The sequence below is a fragment of the Caldisalinibacter kiritimatiensis genome (assembly GCF_000387765.1).
In the GTDB taxonomy this organism is placed as follows: domain Bacteria; phylum Bacillota; class Clostridia; order Tissierellales; family Caldisalinibacteraceae; genus Caldisalinibacter; species Caldisalinibacter kiritimatiensis.
Window position 1 is genome coordinate 16761 of record NZ_ARZA01000117.1, and the last position, 18194, is coordinate 34954.

11 protein-coding genes are annotated in these 18194 nt (G+C 31.0%); 6 read left to right on the forward strand and 5 right to left on the reverse strand.

The window, feature by feature from the left end; all coding sequences use genetic code 11:
- Nucleotides 1-32: 32 nt before the first annotated feature.
- Nucleotides 33-1523: an alpha-amylase family glycosyl hydrolase gene (locus tag L21TH_RS05775; RefSeq protein WP_006311586.1), complete on the reverse strand. Its 1491-nt coding sequence runs from the start codon at nt 1521-1523 to the stop codon at nt 33-35.
- 141 nt (nt 1524-1664) lie between these two features.
- Here L21TH_RS05775 and L21TH_RS05780 point away from each other — a divergent pair, with 141 nt between their 5' ends.
- The 3 genes from L21TH_RS05780 to L21TH_RS05790 all read left to right on the forward strand — a co-directional run bounded on the left by L21TH_RS05780 (nt 1665) and on the right by L21TH_RS05790 (nt 7379).
- Nucleotides 1665-2960, forward strand: a complete 1296-nt coding sequence (locus L21TH_RS05780; RefSeq protein WP_006311587.1) for an alpha-amylase family glycosyl hydrolase — start codon at nt 1665-1667, stop codon at nt 2958-2960.
- Between the two features lie 18 nt (nt 2961-2978).
- Nucleotides 2979-4931 carry an amylo-alpha-1,6-glucosidase gene (locus L21TH_RS05785; protein ID WP_006311589.1) on the forward strand — a complete coding sequence of 651 codons (1953 nt, stop codon included), beginning with the start codon at nt 2979-2981 and terminating at the stop codon, nt 4929-4931.
- 174 nt (nt 4932-5105) lie between these two features.
- Nucleotides 5106-7379, forward strand: a complete 2274-nt coding sequence (locus L21TH_RS05790) for a glycoside hydrolase family 31 protein (RefSeq protein ID WP_006311590.1) — start codon at nt 5106-5108, stop codon at nt 7377-7379.
- 174 nt (nt 7380-7553) lie between these two features.
- Here the strand turns inward: L21TH_RS05790 and glgP are convergent, their stop codons facing one another.
- The gene (gene glgP / locus L21TH_RS05795; protein WP_006311591.1) at nt 7554-9161 is read right to left on the reverse strand and encodes an alpha-glucan family phosphorylase; all 1608 of its coding nucleotides are present in this window, start codon (nt 9159-9161) and stop codon (nt 7554-7556) included.
- Nucleotides 9162-9491: 330 nt separating this feature from the next.
- Here glgP and L21TH_RS05800 point away from each other — a divergent pair, with 330 nt between their 5' ends.
- Nucleotides 9492-11222 carry a methyl-accepting chemotaxis protein gene (locus tag L21TH_RS05800; RefSeq protein WP_006311592.1) on the forward strand — a complete coding sequence of 577 codons (1731 nt, stop codon included), beginning with the start codon at nt 9492-9494 and terminating at the stop codon, nt 11220-11222.
- A gap of 215 nt (nt 11223-11437) precedes the next feature.
- Here L21TH_RS05800 and L21TH_RS05805 read toward each other — a convergent pair whose 3' ends face one another.
- The 3 genes from L21TH_RS05805 to L21TH_RS05815 form a co-directional block, all read right to left on the reverse strand.
- The gene (locus L21TH_RS05805) at nt 11438-13771 is read right to left on the reverse strand and encodes a glycoside hydrolase family 65 protein (RefSeq protein ID WP_006311593.1); all 2334 of its coding nucleotides are present in this window, start codon (nt 13769-13771) and stop codon (nt 11438-11440) included.
- Nucleotides 13772-14171: 400 nt separating this feature from the next.
- The gene (locus L21TH_RS05810) at nt 14172-15596 is read right to left on the reverse strand and encodes a M23 family metallopeptidase (protein WP_006311594.1); all 1425 of its coding nucleotides are present in this window, start codon (nt 15594-15596) and stop codon (nt 14172-14174) included.
- 215 nt (nt 15597-15811) lie between these two features.
- On the reverse strand, nt 15812-16150 hold the full coding sequence (locus L21TH_RS05815) for a hypothetical protein (protein WP_006311600.1): 339 nt from the start codon (nt 16148-16150) through the stop codon (nt 15812-15814).
- A 391-nt stretch (nt 16151-16541) separates the two neighbouring features.
- Between L21TH_RS05815 and L21TH_RS05820 the strand changes: the two genes are divergently transcribed.
- Both L21TH_RS05820 and L21TH_RS15085 read left to right on the forward strand, forming a co-directional pair.
- Nucleotides 16542-17855 carry a helix-turn-helix transcriptional regulator gene (locus L21TH_RS05820; protein WP_006311607.1) on the forward strand — a complete coding sequence of 438 codons (1314 nt, stop codon included), beginning with the start codon at nt 16542-16544 and terminating at the stop codon, nt 17853-17855.
- 73 nt (nt 17856-17928) lie between these two features.
- Nucleotides 17929-18063: a hypothetical protein gene (locus L21TH_RS15085; protein WP_006311609.1), complete on the forward strand. Its 135-nt coding sequence runs from the start codon at nt 17929-17931 to the stop codon at nt 18061-18063.
- Nucleotides 18064-18194 lie beyond the last annotated feature (131 nt).

Here is an 18194-nt window from a genome sequence, read left to right on the forward strand (position 1 = left end):
TTCATGAATTCACAATTAACAATTGTCAATTTTCAATTACTAACTAGTATCAATATATCTAAAGGTTTAAGGGTTAAGCTTATTTTACCACTTTCTACATTGTAAGTTTCATTTGTTAAATAGTTTTTATAAACCTTGTTATCAGTAGGTATATTAACAGTAACTTCTTTCTTTTTATTCTGTACATTCATAACTACTATAACAGATTCTCCATTATTTTCTCTTATATATGACATGAAGTAACTATCATGGTCTAACAATTCAAATTTATCTGATTTTAAAGCTTCATTAGTATTACGAAGCTTAACCAAATTTCTATAAAACTTAAGTATCTCTGAACTTTCTACCTTATCCCATTTCATATCTCTTCTATTATCAGGGTCATTACCACCTTCCATACCTATTTCTGTACCATAGTATATTATAGGTATAGCAGGATAAGTCATAATAAATGTTAAAGCTTGTTTTAAATACTGCTGTCCATATTCTCCAGCTAATGTTACGAATCTTGTATTATCATGGTTATCTATAAACAACCCGTTTATATTTGGGTCAGAAAATCTATATTCCTTTTCTATTGCATGGATTAGCGATGTAGTCTTACCAAATCTCTTAAATGTATTAGTTATACCTTTATACATTGAATAGTTTGTGACTCCATCTATCCCTAATTGATGATATAGCTCTAAATATCCAGTACTATCGCTCCAAACCTCACCTAAAAGGTAAAAGTCAGGATATTTAGATTTGATAGTATGAGCAAATTCATTCCAAAATTCTTTATCAACATGTTTTACTGTATCCAATCTCATCCCATCTATTCCTGTTTGTTCTATCCACCATAAAGCGTTTTTAAATAAATATTTTTTTACCTCAGGATTATCTTGGTTAAGGTCAGGTAATCCTGCTAACCATCCGTTTTCAACCTGTTCCTGGTCAGCCCAGTTAGTGATTTCTAACTTAGGATGGAACCAATCTTTTTTTTCATTATCCTTTAACCAAGGGGATTTATATCCTGTATGATTAACTACATGGTCTAATATAACTTTAATATCCCTTTTATGTGCTTCCTTTACTAACGTTTTCAAATCTTCTAAAGTACCCAAATGTGGGTCTACACTATAAAAATCAGTAATCCAGTATCCATGATATCCATAGGGTTGATTTTTCATTACAGGAGTAAGCCATATCGCAGTAGCTCCCAATGATTTTATGTAATCAAGCTTTTCAATTACCCCTTTGATGTCCCCACCATGATATGCTCTCGGATTATTTTTATTTACATCATTAAAATTATTATTCGAAGTGTCACCATCATTAAAACGGTCTGTCATTATAAAATAAATTAAATCATTTTGTGAAAAACTTCCACCGTCATTATCTACTTCATATTTAATAGTATCGTGTTCTTTAGATTTAGTGTTTTCTACATTTTGTTTAGGTTGTGTATCAGTACTTTCACAGCCAATACTTAAAACCAACATACATACTATGATAATTATACTGATAGTTTTTTTGAACATTTTTATCCCCCTTTACATTTATATTGTATAGGAATTATCAAAAATATGCAACCGTTTGCATCAAAAATATGTTATAATATTTTTGTGATTTCAAATATACAGAAAATTATCGTCAAGTTATTAGTTATAAGGGGGGATTCGATGGCAAAGGACACAGCAAAGGAATTGAGGAATAAAATAATTTACGAAATTTATGTTAGAAATCATGGGCAAAATGGGACATTTAAAGATGTAATAGAAGATTTACCTAGAATTAAAGATTTAGGTGTAGATATTGTATGGTTTATGCCAATACATCCTATAGGAATTAAGAATAAAAAGGGAAGTCTAGGTTGTCCCTATGCGATACGCAATTATAGAGAAATAAATCCTGAATATGGTTCATTAGAAGATTTTAAACAATTAGTCAATGAAATTCATAAACATGGTATGTTATGCATGATAGACGTAGTATTTAATCATACATCTCCTGATTCTTATCTATTCAAAGAGCATCCAGAATATTTTTACAGGAATGAAGATGGAGATATGGGCAATAAGGTAGGGGATTGGTATGATGTAATAGACTTAGATTATAGTAATGAAAAGCTTTGGGATGAACAAATTGATGTATTAAAACATTGGGTATCTATAGGAGTAGATGGTTTTAGATGCGATGTTGCTCCTTTGGTGCCGGTTGAGTTTTGGCAGAAAGCAAGAAAAGAGGTTGAAAAGATAAAAGAAAGTGTTATTTGGCTTTCTGAAACAGTGGAGACAGGATTTATCACTTATTTAAGGGACAAAGGATTTTATGCTGCATCAGATAGTGAAATATATAATGCATTTGATATTACATATGACTATGATGTGCATCCATATTTTAAAGCTTATTTAAATGGTGAAATAGAGCTTGAAGATTATTTAGAGAAAATAAGACAGCAGGAATATATTTATCCAGATAATTATGTGAAACTTAGATTTTTAGAAAATCATGACCAGCCTAGAATAAAGAAGCTAATAAGTAATGAAGATATGTTAAAAGTATGGACAGCATTTATGTATTTTCAAAAGGGAGCAGTTTTATTGTACGGAGGCCAGGAGGCTCAAGATGATAATACTCCAAGCCTTTTCGATATAGATAAAATCAATTGGGAAGGACTAGATATAGACTTTATTAATTATCTTAAACTCCTTGGAGAGATTAAGAAAAGAAAAGTATTTGCCTATGGCAAATATAACATTCATAAAGCAGATAAAAAAGGTATTATTTATGCTACATATGAATATAAAGGTAAAAAATTAGTAGGTATATTTAATGTTGAAAATAAGTTGGGTAAATTAAATTTAAGCTTAAAAGATGGAGTTTATAGAAATTTAATAGATAATACCCATGTAGAAGTTAAAGAGGGAAAAATTGAACTTCAAAACAAGGCATTGATATTTGAGGTAGAAGAGTAAAAGTAAGGGGGATAAAAGGTGGAATTTGGAATATCAGATTGGAATACCTTTGAAAAGGGGATTGAAAAAGAGTATTTAATAACTAATGGAATAGGTGGATTCTGTTCTTCTACTGTAATAGGAGCCAATATAAGAAAATACCATGGACTTTTAAACGCTTCATTAGTACCACCGGTTAAAAGATATTTGTTACTTTCAAAGATAGATGAGATAATAGAAGTTGGAAATCAAAAGTATAATCTTCAAACTAATGATTTTATTGGAAAAAGGGATAATGGACATTTGTATTTAAGAAAATTTACAAATACTTTACTACCAAAGTTTTCTTATGGAATAGACGATATAACTATAGAAAAGGAAATAGCAATGGAGTATGGTAAGAATACAGTTGTAGTAGTATATAAAGTAGAAACAGGTAATAAACCTGTTAAAATGACCTTTATACCCTATACCAACTTTAGAGATCACCATGATACAAGTAAAAGAGAAGATTTTAAATACATTCAAAGCTATAAAGAAGGAATACTTAAACTAGTTGAAGAAAAAGAAAAATTGACATTAAAAATATCATCTAATTGCCAGTATAAAGAAAAAGAACAATGGTCATTACCTATGTTCTATAGTAATGAAAAGCAAAGGGGATTAGATTGTATTGATTTTCACTTTATTCCTGGAGAATTTATTTATGAAATGAAGCCTTACAGTAAATACACTATTTATTTTACAGCAACAATAGAGGATACTGATAAATTAGATGCTTTATCTATATTAGAGAAAGAAAAGGAAAGAAGACAAAAGCTTATAGAGAAGGCTGGTTTTAGAGATGATATGCTAAAGGAATTAGTATTAGCAGCAGATCAGTTTATAGTTAATAGGGAGTCAACTGGTACTAAAACTGTCATAGCAGGGTATCCCTGGTTTACCGACTGGGGTAGAGATACTATGATAGCTTTACCAGGTCTTACTTTGGCTACAAAGCGATATGAAGATGCCAAAGAGATATTACTTACATTTGTTAAATATATAAAGAATGGGCTAATACCAAATATGTTTCCCGATGAAAATGTTGAACCAATGTATAATACAGTAGATGGAACTCTTTGGTTTTTCAATGCTGTGTACAAATATTTAGAGTATACAGGGGATGAAGAAACAATTAAAAATGAAATATATCCATATTTAAAACAGATTATAAAACATCACCTAGAGGGTACAGTTTATGATATCTATGTGGATGAAGATGGTCTTCTTTCAGCTGGAGGCCCTGGAACACAGCTAACTTGGATGGATGTCAAAGTAAATGGTTGGGTAGTTACACCCCGACATGGAAAGGCTGTTGAAATTAATGCTTTATGGTATAATGCCCTTAAGATAATGGAGCTTTTATCAGAAAAATTTGGCGAAGATTCAAAGGAATATAGAGAATTAGCTGAAAAAACTAAAAAAGCCTTTGTAGATAAGTTTTGGAATGAAAAAGAGAAGTGTCTATATGATGCAATACAGGATGGCAAAAGGATAGATAAAATAAGACCTAATCAAATCATAGCAGTTAGTCTACCATTTACTATGTTAGATAAGGAAAAGAGTAGATTAGTTGTAAGTAAGGTTTATGAAAAATTATATACACCCTATGGCTTAAGAACCTTACCCAAGGATGATAGAGAATACATTGGTCAATATAGAGGGGATGTATTGAGTAGAGATGGAGCATATCATCAGGGTACTGTATGGCCTTGGCTAATAGGTCCATTTATCGAGGCATATGTGAAGGTATATGATTATTCCAAGGAAAGTAAGAATAAGGCTAAAGAGATGTTAGATTTATTTAAAGCTCATATGAAAGATGGATGTATAGGTAGCATATCTGAGATATTAGAAGGAGATGAACCATTTTACCCTAGAGGATGTCCAGCTCAAGCTTGGTCTGTGGCTGAGGTGCTTAGAGTTTATGGGGAGATATATAGGTCATAAGAATAAAAAACGTTCATACTCGTAATAATTTGGAGAAAATCAAGCATCAAACTTACAAAAAAATTCTAAAGCTCCAATGGATTATCAATTAAGGATTAAGGATTAGCGAAGGGCGAAAGGCGAATAGCTAAGCAGTTTATAATTATACAATTTCTAAAAGGGGAGGAATATTCTATGATAAGAAAAACAACTTATGGTTACACAGTTGAAAAAAAGGACTTATATCTAGACATTGCATTTTATGCAGACAATATAGTGAGATTTGCTTATAGTACTGAAGAAAAGCTACCTGATTCAACATTAGCAGTAATAGCTAAACCACAAAAAACAGAAGTAGAACTTGAAGCAAATGTGATAAAAACAAATCAGTTGAAAATAGTTATTGATGAAGATACATTAAAAGTTTCTATATACGACCTAGAAGGAAATCTATTAAGTAGAGACAAAGCTATATCTACTGATAAGCCTAAAGTAGAAAAACAACTTATTTGGGAAAATGGATTTTACGGTGTAGGTGAAAAATATGCATGGCTGAATAAAAAGGGAACTGAAACAGCTAACTGGAATACAGACGTGTTAGGGGTAGCTCCATTACATAATCCAAGGCTTAAAGAATATCATACATCTATTCCATTCTATATTGGTTTAGACAATGAAAAGGCATATGGAATATACTTCGATAACAGTCACAGAACTTATTTTGACTTTGGAAAAACTAAAGATGATGTAGTTAGCTTCAGTGCAGAAGGAGGAAATTTAGATTATTACTTTATTTATGATAAGAAGGTATCTGAGGTAGTTAAAGGATATAGCTTACTTACAGGAACTATGCCACTTCCTAGAAAGGACTTTTTAGGATATCAGCAGTGTAGATGGAGCTATGAAAATAGAGAACAATTAATGGAAGTAGCTACAAGAATGAGAAAAGAAGGAATACCATGTGATGTATTATACTTAGATATTGACTACATGGTTGATTACAAAGTATTTACTGTAGATTCAGAGAAGTTTAATGAATTTAGAGAAATGCTAAAAAGATTAAAGGGAATGGGCTACAAGGTAGTAGTAATCATTGACCCAGGAGTTAAGGTTGAAGAAGGATATAGTGTATATGAAGATGGAAAGGCTAGAGATTATTATGTAAAAGATGCAGAAGGCAAAGATTATGTAGGAGAAGTTTGGCCTGGAGATGCAGTGTTCCCTGATTTCTTAAGAAAAGAAGTAAGAGAGTGGTGGGCAGAATTACATAAAGACCTATTAGAAGATGGAGTAGAAGGTATTTGGAATGATATGAATGAGCCATCAGACTTTTCAACTGAAACAAAAACAATACCAGAAGATTGTGTGCACAAGACAGACGATGGTGAAGAAAAATTACACTCAGAAATTCACAACATGTATGGTACATTAGAGGCTATAGGAACCTATGAGGGCTTAAGAAAGTTACAGCCTAATAAAAGACCATTCTTACTTACAAGAGCAGCATTTGCAGGATGTCAAAGATATGCAGCACTTTGGACTGGAGATAACTCAAGTATATGGGAGCATTTAGAATCTAGTATGCCTATGTTTATGAATTTAGGGTTAAGTGGATATACTTTCATTGGTGCAGACGTAGGAGGATTCGATGGAGATTCTAATGGAGAATTATTAGCACGTTGGACTCAATTAGGTGCATTTACTCCATTATTTAGAAACCATAGTGCACAAGGTACTATAAACCAAGAGCCTTGGTGCTTTGGCGAAGAGACTTTAGAGATAACAAAGAAATATATCAAGTTAAGATACGAATTCATAACATACCTATATAACTTAATGAGACATAGTTCATTAACAGGAGAGCCTGTAATGAGACCACTATTCTACCACTATCAAAATGATGAGAAAACTCATAATATAAATGACCAATTCTTATATGGAGAAAATATTATGGTTTGTCCTATAGTAAGACCAGGTGCAGATAGAAGGATGATTTACATTCCAGAGGGAGAATGGTATGACTATTGGACTGGCGAAAAAATAGAAGGTGGCCAATACATCATTAAAGAAGCTCCAATCGATATATTACCTATATACGTTAAAGCAGGAGCTATATTACCTAAAGATGAGGTAGTAGAGTTTGTTGGTCAAGAAGAAAAAACACTACACATTCACTTCTATGCAGGAGCAAATGGAGAGTATGACCTATACTTAGATGATGGAATGAGCTTTGAGTATGAAGATGGAGTATACTCTTTAGTTAAATTCACTATGGAAGATAACAAAGAAAAATTAGTTATCAAATCAGAAGTAAATAAAGATAACTATAAAATACCAGCATTAAAGCTACATATACATGGAGTAGATAACAAAGCTAATGTAACATTAAATGGTGAAAATCTAGAAGTAAATGAAGACTTCACTGTAGATGTAGATAAAGCTGAATTTGAATTAGTAGTGGAAAGATAATAAAAACTAGCGGCGAATCTTCGCCGCTAGTTTTATGGTTATGTGCTAATTTTCTAAGCCAAATTACTATAAGGTATTCTCATATTTTTTATTCTTATACAAACGAGGAGTTCTAATTTGGCTAATAGCGAAAAGCGAAAGGCTAATAGCCAAAAAGCGGCTTATAGCCGCTTTTTACATATACATCTCATTATAATATTCTTCAAGCATTCTCTTAACTGCAAACTTATCCTTAGTGCTTAAGATACTGTTTTTCATCATTTCTACCCATTTATCACGGTTATCATAGTAAGTAGGAATAACTTCCTCTAATAATACCTTATAAAGTGCCTTTAAGTCGTGTGCATCTTGCTCTTGTACATTTTCACTTTCAAATCCATCGCCAAATTGCCATCCGTTTACACCATGCTCACAAGCTTCAGGCCACCATCCATCAAGGATACTAAAGTTAAGAACTCCATTCATTGCAGCCTTCATACCAGAAGTACCACTTGCTTCCTTAGGTCTTCTTGGGTTATTTAACCAAATATCTGAGCCTCTAGTTAACATTTTACCTATAGTCATATCGTAGTTTTCTAAGAATACTACTGAGTTAGGATATTTCTTAGTCATCTTAACAATATTTTCAACGATTTTCTTACCAGTGTCATCTAATGGATGGGCTTTACCAGAGAACACTAATTGAATCTTACCTTCTTTTAATAATGGGTCGATTACAGATTCATCTGAGAATATGAAGTTACTTCTCTTATATGGAGCAGCTCTTCTAGAGAAACCGATTAATAGTTTATCACTATCTAGCTCAGCTCCAGTTCTCTCTTTAACAAATTCAATTAATTTTTTCTTATTATCCATATGAGTTTCCCAAAGGTCTCCGTCATTTTCAGCAGCATCAATCATTCTTTCGTCAACCCAAGTAGGTAAGTGGATTGCATTTGTTATACCTATTATTTCAGATCTATTGTCTACGTGCTCCCACATCTTATTAGCTGTTTTGCAGTGTAATTGAGCAACTGCATTTGATATACGGGACAATTTTAAAGCCGCTACTGTCATATTGAAAGGAGAGCCACCGATTTGAACCATTTGCTCTATAGTTAATCCGTTATTTGCTCCCATGTACATTAATCTATCTAAATAATGGGATTCATTACCTTGAATTACAGGTGTATGTGTAGTAAATACTATTTCTTCGCGAGTAGCTTTTAGTGCTTCCTCGAAGGACATCCCCTTGTCCATCTTTTCTCTTAATAATTCAAGACCAGCAAATACTGCGTGCCCTTCGTTGAAATGATATACATCTATATCTATACCAAGGGCTCTTAAAGCTTTAATACCACCTATACCCAGAACCATTTCTTGTGCAATTCTTTCTTCGCCAAACCATCCATATAATTGTCCTGTAATCCAACTATCTTCGTTTTCAGGTAAGTCAGTGTCTAATAGATAAAGAGGAGCATTGCCAAATTTGTCTACCTCCCACACTTTACATACTACATCTCTTTGACGTATCTTAACTGTAACTTTAACGCCAGTATCCTTTAAAAAGTCATATTCATAATTATGGTATGTATCATAAGGACGTCCATCTTCGTCAATCATTTGGTCAGTGTAGCCTTGCTTCCATTTGATACCTATACCTACGATAGGATAGTTATGGTCTTTAGCTCCTTTTAAGTAATCACCAGCTAATATACCAAGTCCACCAGCATAAGTTCTAAGGGAAGTATCTAGACCGTATTCCATACAGAAGTAAGCTACTTTAGGTAAATTATTAGACATTATTAATCCCTCCTAAAAATTTTGAATTATTAAAAATTTTATTCATTTAATGTAATTATACATAAAAAAATCTTGAAATGCAACCGTTTGCATAAAGTTTTGTTATATAGTATAATTATGTTAAAATATTTTTGAAAATTAATACAAAATTAACTTTAAATTATATTCCTTTACAATTTTAAATTCTAAGAACTGAATCAGAAACAACGTACCACTAACAAAAAAGCCACGAAGTCCATTTCAATTTAGCTTTATAGGAGGGGATGCTAGGGAAAGGGAAAGCTTTGATGAAATTTTTATATTTCATTTCTTAAGAATGGGGGACTTAGTATGAAAAAAGAGAAGAGAAAAAAGGGACTAAAAGCAAGAGTACGAGATGTAAAGATTATTAAGGGTATTCTATTAGTATTAATGATAGCGGTTGTATTTTCTTTAGTAATTAGTGGAGTAGGATACTTTTCAATGCAAACAATTAATAATAACACCAATTCTTTATATAGCAACAGACTTTTACCAATAGTAAAAATAGGGGAAATAGAAAATTATTTTTATACTATTAGATACAATATAGCTAGAGGTATGGAAAGCAAACTATATTATGAGTATGACCAAGAAATAATGAGTAATGATAAAAAAATACAAGGTTTAATTGCTGAATTTGAAGAGTTAAAGCTAGATGACAATGAAATTAGATATTTAACTATGTTTAAAGAGTATTATAAATCATATTTAAGTGAGTGGGAAAAAATAAAAGAGACCCTATCTAAGCAAGGAAAAGCTAAGAGTACACAAGTAAGAAATATCGCTTCATATGAGAATAATATTGTTAATCATTTAAATGGATTAGTTAAGTATAACAGGGCTAAAGCAGAAGAGATAAAGATAGAAAGCTATAATGTTTACAAAGAGAATGTAAAAGTATTTTTAATATTGTCAGGGATAGCAATACTGGTACTTATTATATTTGCAATAATAATTATTTATACAATCAAACGTTCAATGAAAGATATGGTTAATAGACTGACCATAATATCAAAGGGAGATTTTACAGTACATATAGATAATAATAGCAAAAATGAGTTTGGTATTATGAAAAAGGCTTTACATAAAGTTATACAAGACATTTCAGGTATGCTTAAACTTGTAAAAGATAACTCTATAAAAATAGGGCAGCATTCTTATACTTTATCGGAAGTAGCAATGGAAATGAGTTCATCTTCAAAAGAAGTAGTAAAGGCAATAGAAGAGGTTTCTACAGGAGCCATTCAGCAGGCAAAGGAGCTATCAAATGTCAACGATTCGGTAGCTTATTTTGGTGAAGAGATTGAAAGCGTTGTTACAGCCATTGAAGAAGTTAATAATATAGCTACAACTACAGATGGTTTAGCTAAAATGGGAAATCAAAAGCTTGAATTACTCATAAAATCTATTGGAGATATAAGTAAATCCTTTGATAATGTAAGTTCAAAAATTAATGAACTGAGCAATAACATCCAAAATATAAGTACAAGTACAGAACTTATTAATGAAATTTCAGACCAGACTAATCTTTTAGCATTAAATGCTTCTATAGAAGCTGCAAGGGCAGGGGAAGTAGGAAGGGGCTTTGCAGTTGTTGCAGATGAAATAAGAAAATTAGCAGAGCAGTCAAAAGGTGCAGCAGAGAAGATAAATGGAATGATATTTAATATTTCAGAGGAAGCTATTGGAGTGGTTAATACAACAAATAGTGTTAATAGAAATTTAACTAATCAATCGCAGGAGATTGATAATACAATAGCATCTGTTAAGGAAATTATTGATTCAATAGAAACTATTCTACCTAGATTTGAAGAGGTTAGAGAATCATTAATTAAGATTAATAATGAAAAGGACGGAATTATTGATAAAATAGATACAGTGTCACAGGTAGCTAATGAAGCGTCAGTTACAGCTCAACAGATAGCTGCTTCATCACAGCAAACTAATGCAGCGGCAGAAGAAGTAGCTGAAACCGCTAAAAAGTTAAATGAAATGACTAAGAATATGAATGAAGGAGTTAATAGATTTAAGCTTAGATAAAAAAGCGACTTTGTCGCTTTTAGGTGCTAGGTACTTGGTACTGGCTACTAGCATTATAAAAAACCCTTGAGACATGAGTCTCAAGGGTTTTTTCTGTTCTTGATGGACGAGGGCGTTCATCAAGAACAAAAGCTAATAGCTAACCTTCCGTTGTCGAGGGACGCCCTCGTCCCTCGACTAAGCTATCTCTTGAGGTCAAGAACAGAAGCCAATAGCTAATTAACCGCTAAACTAATCTGTTGATGTTGTATATCTACAGTTATCTCGCCATTTTCATTTAATGTATAATCCTCATCATAAATCTTAAGAGTGAATGTATCTCCTTTTTCCTGAACTATTCTAACTTGGTCTTTATCGGTAATAACCTTTAACAAATGTCCTCTAAATAGAATTTTAAATGAGTATCTAGCCCAAGCTTTAGGAATAAAAGGACTTAAAGATAGGGTATCATTTTTTATTCTCATACCACCAAAGCCATGTACTATAGACATCCAAGTCCCTGCCATACTTGTAATATGAAGACCATCATCGGTATCATTATTGTAATTATCTAGGTCTAATCTAGCAGTTCTTAGATATAATTCATAGGCTTTGTCTTCATATCCTATTTCAGCTGCAATAATAGAGTAAACACAAGGAGATAGTGAAGATTCATGAACAGTTTTTGGCTCATAAAAGTCAAAATTACGTTTCTTTGTTTCTAAGTCATATCTATCATTTAAGAAATATAGTCCTTGTAATACATCGGCTTGTTTAATGAAACAAGAACGAAGTATTCTATCCCATGACCAGTTCTGGTTAATAGGAAGTTCGTCTTTAGGAATATCGTCAACAGTTTTCATTTCTTTGTCCATATATCCATCTTGTTGCTCAAATACATCTAATGATTCTATATAAGGATAATACATCTTATCTATGATATCCTGCCATTTTTCTGTTTCTTTGTCTGTAAGATTTAATTTATCTATTAATTCTTCATATCTATCAGGATATTCATTTTTTAGGAATTCTTTCACTTTTAGAGTATAATCTAAATTCCAAGCTGCCATAGTGTTTGTATACCAGTTATTGTTTACATTGTTTTCATATTCATTAGGACCTGTTACTCCAAGTATCATGTATTTATCCTTAAATGGATTATAATTAACACGGTCTGCCCAATATCTACTGGTTTCTACTAAAACTTCAAATCCATATTCAGCTAAATAATCCTTATCATCTGTATATCTTACATAATTATATATAGCGTAGGAGATAGCAGCATTTCTATGAATTTCTTCAAAGGTGATTTCCCATTCATTGTGACATTCTTCACCGTTCATAGTTACCATAGGATAAAGGGCACCCTTCATACCCAGCTTACGAGCATTTTCCTTTGCCTTTTCAAGGTGATTATATCTATAGATTAGTAAATTCCTTGCAATATTTTGTTCTCTAGTACTTAAATAAAAGTTTAAGCAATAGGCTTCAGTATCCCAGTATGTACTACCACCATATTTTTCACCTGTAAAACCTTTAGGTCCTATATTTAGTCTTGGGTCATGTCCAGTATAGGTTTGATTTAACTGGAATATATTAAATCTAATACCTTGTTGAGCACTTGGGTCACCTTCTATAATAATGTCACTTTCTAACCAGCGTTCTTCCCAAGCATTACTATGTTCTTCAAATAATTTATCGAATCCTTTGTCATATGCATAATTTACTCTTTCAATAGAAGCATTTTTAATTTCATTAACAGGATAATCTCGATTTGTTGTTACTGCTATGTATTTGTATAGGGTAGTAGTACTACCTTTTTTAGCAGTAACAGTTATTGTATTACCTACATATTTTTCTTTTTCTATAGACTCTATTTGGCCTTTTAATTCGATATTATCTTGAAGGACATTGTATTTCATAGCTGTACATACATGGAAGTCTAATTTTTTAGTTTTCATTGTCAAATGACCTTCATATTTATCTACTGATTTGTCAACCTCTAACCAAAATTTTTCTCCATAGTTAGAGTCCTCATTAGATACATCTCCGTCTAAGTATGGTGTAAAGGTAACTGAAGCGTCATGATTTAGTGGAGTGATACTGTAAGATATAGCTGCTACTTCTAGGTCTTTAATACTTGTAAACCTTTTCACTTCAACTTTAGTTTTTCTACCTTTAGAGTCTACAATAGTAAAGGTTCTTAGTAGATAACCATGCTTCATATTAAGAATACGCTTAAAGTCTTCTACTTTAGTTTTAGCTAGGTCAATAACTTCGTCATCAATCATAACACCGATACCTATAAAATTAGTAGCATTTAGTACTTTAGCGAAATATTCAGGATATCCATTTTTCCACCAACCAACTCTTGTTTTATCAGGGTAATATACTCCAGCAATATATGTACCTTGTAGAGAATCACCTGAGTAATCTTCTTCAAAGTTACCACGCATTCCCATATGACCGTTACCTATACTCATAATACTTTCATATATTCTATTGTCGTCTGGATGTAAACCTTCTTCGATTATATTCCACTCATCAATTTTAGTATATTGTTTATTCATAGGTTTCACCTACCTTTCGAGTGATTAACAGTTATGAATATTGTGCAATCGGTTGCATAACGGACAAAAAATAAAAGTAATGACTTACTCTTCTTTCTTCCATTATACCAAAAAAAGCTAAAAAAGATAAGGGGGAATTAAAAACAATTTGCAATTCACAATTGACAATTTACAATTTACAATTAGAGTAATAGAGTAGTAGAGGATAGAGAGTAGTAGAGAATAAGGGATTAGAGTATTAGAGTAATAGAGTATTAGAGGATAGAGTAGTAGAGAGTAGGGAATCTGTTGTCGAGGGACGCCCACGTCCCTAGACTGAGTAAATTTTCTTTAAATTTTTTGCTAACAGCTAATAGCGAAAAGCGAATAGCCAAAAAGCGGCCTTTTTTGGCCGCTTATATTACTTATAATGCTTCTTCAAATAATCCAATGGATTCAATAACTTTCCATCCTTATGTATTTCAAAATGAACATGAGGACCTGTACTTCTACCAGTATTACCTGAGTAGGCTATTGTTTGTCTTTTAGATACTTTATCACCTTTTTTAACTAATAATTTACTATTATGAGCATAATATGTTTCGTATCCATTGGCATGTTCTAGTATTACAATATAACCATATCCTGACTTCCATCCAGAGAATTTAACAGTTCCTTCCATTAAGGCATATACAGGGGTACCAACAGGAACACCATAGTCAATACCGTCATGATGACGTCCCCATCTCATACCGAATCTAGAAGTTAAAACTCCTGTACCTTCAGGTAAAAAAGCTGAAGCTAATTCATCTTCGTAAGTTCTCTTTGTACCTTTAAGTACTATTTGTGTAACAGGCTCTGATAATATCTTTTTATCTATAATTTTTCTGTTTTCTATTAATCCATTTTTTATTGTAATTTCAGCAGTTACTTCTTTTTTACCTGATTTTCCATTCTTTTTAACTATCCATTTTGTTCTTTCTAGACTAGAATCTTTTTTTACTACAGTATCATAAGGAATACTTTCCTTATATTTATATGTATATTTAACTTCAACATTTAAATAAGGTTTTGGAACTATAAGATTTAATTCGTCACCAATATGTATTAAAGTAGGATTTATATTAGGGTTAGCTTTTATAATATCTTCTACTGTCATATTGTTATTTTTAGCTATAACCCACAAACTGTCACCTTTTTGTACTTTATATTTTTTCTCTTCTGTTGTACCTTGAAGTAGATATTTTTTAGCATTATCATTAGTCATTATACTATTAACGTCTGCTTCTACTTCTTTTATTTCAATATCCTCTAATATTTTTATGTATTCAAGGTCATAATTTTCCTTTTCTATTTCTTTAGGTAAATATAGGGATTTAATTTCATTAATTACTTTTTCAGCGTCAGCCTTGGTCTTTAAAAATACTATATTTTCACCGTTTATGTTTATACTATAGCAGTTAGCCATAAATTTTAGGTTTTTCTTTAAGTTTTCATATAATTTATCTAATGGAGTAAATTTAGTTGTAGTTATAGAAGTCTTTTGAAAATTTAATAAACTTTTATTAACAGATACATTTAAACCCTTCGTATTTTCTAGTTCACTTTTTATTTGTGAAGTCATATTTTCAACTGTATCTTTACTTTCAACTATACCTATTTGTTGGTCGTTTATGAGAACTTTGTAGCCTTGTAAAGTTTCTTTAATAGATGTAGCATTAAACATAAGCTTGTCCGTTTCAGTTGTAAAATTACAGCTAAATACGATATAAATAAACATCAATAAAGAAATACTTAAATAAGTTATAACCACTTTATCTTTTAGTATCTTATTGAAATTAATCAATTAAAATCCCTCCCCCATAATGTCACAATCTTATTTTATCAAAGAAAATGCAAAAAGTAAGGGGAAATATGGGGAATGCAATAAATTTGTTAGTAGTTAGTAGCAATAAGAAAATAAGTATGGGAAGTTAGAGAATAGAGTAGTAGAGAGTAGAAGATTAGGGAGTAGCAAAGCAAATATAAAAGGCTAGGAATTAGCTCCTAGCCTAGTTAATGTTAATACATTGTATTGTTCTGAGGTGTTGAACTTTGAAACATATCTTGCTTAGCTTTTTGTATTTCAGCATAACCAACAGAAGATGAACTACTTAAACTTGGAGTGTTTTGATAATATGTCATGTTAGACATATTATTACTATAACCTAGACCTTGGTTTGTATAGTTTTGAGTTTGTTGATTTAACCCAGCTGAATTTGTATAACTAGCATTAGTCATTCCCATACCAGTAGTAGCTTGATTGTTTAAAGTTCCCATTCTTTTACGAGCTTCTTGAATTTCATAAGCTCTAATGTTCATTGAATTATTAAGGTTAGGTGTGTTAGTATAATTATTCACCAAATTACCCCCAGACAAAATATTTTGTAAGTGTTTTTACTTACATTTTTATTATGTGATTTTTACCTTAAGTTATAACATGAAACACATAGTATGTTTTCAAAAAAAATCCTTTTTTAAAATGCCTAGGAAAGTATATTTACTTTAAAGCTTGTAATTAAGTTAAATACAAGTTTTAAAGTAAGAGAAAATATTTACAGAATTATTATCGGAAAGCTAAAAGCGAAAGGCGAACAGCGAATAGTCTAAAGCTGAAATTTTAAAAATATTAGTAAAATATAACGAAATCGATTGCATTTTGTCAAAAATAGGTATAATATAGTAATTAAGAAAGCTATATAATTTTTTAATAAGTGACCTAATTAAATAAGCAAGATAAGGGGTTAGGTAAATGTATATATTAGAGGATGTTATATTACCAAAACATAAAAAATTGAGAGCTATAAGAAAACATTTAAAGGTAAATCAAGAGCAAGTTACAGGTGGACAAGTAGATAGAAGTTTAATTAGTTATATAGAGAGTGGAAAAGTAAAGTTAACAAGGTCCACAGCTGAAATAATAGCACAAAGCTTAAAGAAGATAATAGAGGAAAAAGAGCTAGACTTTGAAATAGATGCTGATTATCTATTAGCAGATGAAAAACAGCAAATAGAATACCAATTAGATACATTTATATCTAAGTTAAAGGACTATTTGTATACAGATTATATTAAATTTGAGCAAGAATTAATTAATGCAAAAGAAAAATTAAATATATGTGAATTATCTAAAAGAAAGGCAAAAATATATGAACTAGGTGGGGATTATTTTTACAATATAAGCAAATTCGTTGAAAGTAACAGTCACTATATGAGAGCTTTAGAAAACTATATAAAAATTGGAGATATAAAGAATACAGCTTTATTAAATACTAAATTAGGACGTTGTGCATTAAAGACAGAAAGATTTGAAGAAAGTATAAATTATAATAACTATGCTTTAGCTTTACTTAAGGCTAATAGTATTAAGGATTTATCAATTGAAACAAGAGTACTATTTAATAATTCTTTAGCTAATTACAAAATAGGAAATTACGATGAAGCTTTAAGACTGATTAATTTACTTAGCAATAATTATACTAAAATCAGTATGGAAAAATATTTAGATATTCTATTACTAAAGGGAAATATATTTACATCTAAGAAAAATTTCGAAGAAGCTATAGATGTATTTAAGGAGATATTGAGAATTAGCAATCAAAAATCTAATAAAAAAATGAAAGCTATAGCTTATAAAAATATTGGAGAAACCTATATAAAAACCGGAGAAACAAAAAAAGCTTTGGATTATTTAGAAAAAAGCTTGCAAGTTGGAAAATGCCTAAAAGATAGTTGTTTTATAGTATTGGTAACAACTTGCATTATTGATATATATATAAATTTAGGTGATTATAGGAAAGCAGAAGAAATTTTTAAAAAATATAAAGATAGATATAATGATGTATCCTTAATAAAGATATATGAAAAATTTTTAGATGTCTATATAGGTTCAGGTGATAAATATATAAAAGATAGTTTATTGCAAGATATTATTATATTGCTACAAAAAGGAATACAAAAGAAAAGAGATATTCCAGGGATTGAGAAGTTAATTCTAAAGCTGTGTAGATATTATTTCGATAGAGATATTAATAGAGTAAAACAGTTATTAGAATTTATCAGTTAGAGTTTCTGAAAGCACTTAAGCCAATAGCTAATAGCTAGTGGCTAAATATAAAAAAGGGGGTAAAGGGCTGAAGATGAAAAAAGTATTGTTTGTATTAGTACTTGCACTTACTTTATTTGTTAATATGGCTATAGGTTACTGTGGTGATCTTATAGACCCAGAACCATGGGGAGAAGAACCTGTAGTAGAAAGTACATATAATAACTAAAGTAAAAAAGAAGGCTTCGACTGATTCGAGGCTTTCTTTCTTTTTTGCTCCAAATAATACCAATGCAAATGTAGTAAATTAATCACAATTCTGATAAAATAGAACTATAGTTCTCAGTGTACAGCTCTTAG

Excerpts from the sequence above, each read along its gene's own strand:
- L21TH_RS15085 (WP_006311609.1), top strand. The coding sequence starts at position 17,929 with ATGAAAAAAGTATTGTTTGTATTAGTACTTGCACTTACTTTATTTGTT.
- L21TH_RS05775 (WP_006311586.1), bottom strand. The coding sequence starts at position 1,523 with ATGTTCAAAAAAACTATCAGTATAATTATCATAGTATGTATGTTGGTT.
- L21TH_RS05800 (WP_006311592.1), top strand. The coding sequence starts at position 9,492 with ATGAAAAAAGAGAAGAGAAAAAAGGGACTAAAAGCAAGAGTACGAGAT.
- glgP (WP_006311591.1), bottom strand. The coding sequence starts at position 9,161 with ATGTCTAATAATTTACCTAAAGTAGCTTACTTCTGTATGGAATACGGT.
- L21TH_RS05805 (WP_006311593.1), bottom strand. The coding sequence starts at position 13,771 with ATGAATAAACAATATACTAAAATTGATGAGTGGAATATAATCGAAGAA.
- L21TH_RS05790 (WP_006311590.1), top strand. The coding sequence starts at position 5,106 with ATGATAAGAAAAACAACTTATGGTTACACAGTTGAAAAAAAGGACTTA.
- L21TH_RS05780 (WP_006311587.1), top strand. The coding sequence starts at position 1,665 with ATGGCAAAGGACACAGCAAAGGAATTGAGGAATAAAATAATTTACGAA.
- L21TH_RS05820 (WP_006311607.1), top strand. The coding sequence starts at position 16,542 with ATGTATATATTAGAGGATGTTATATTACCAAAACATAAAAAATTGAGA.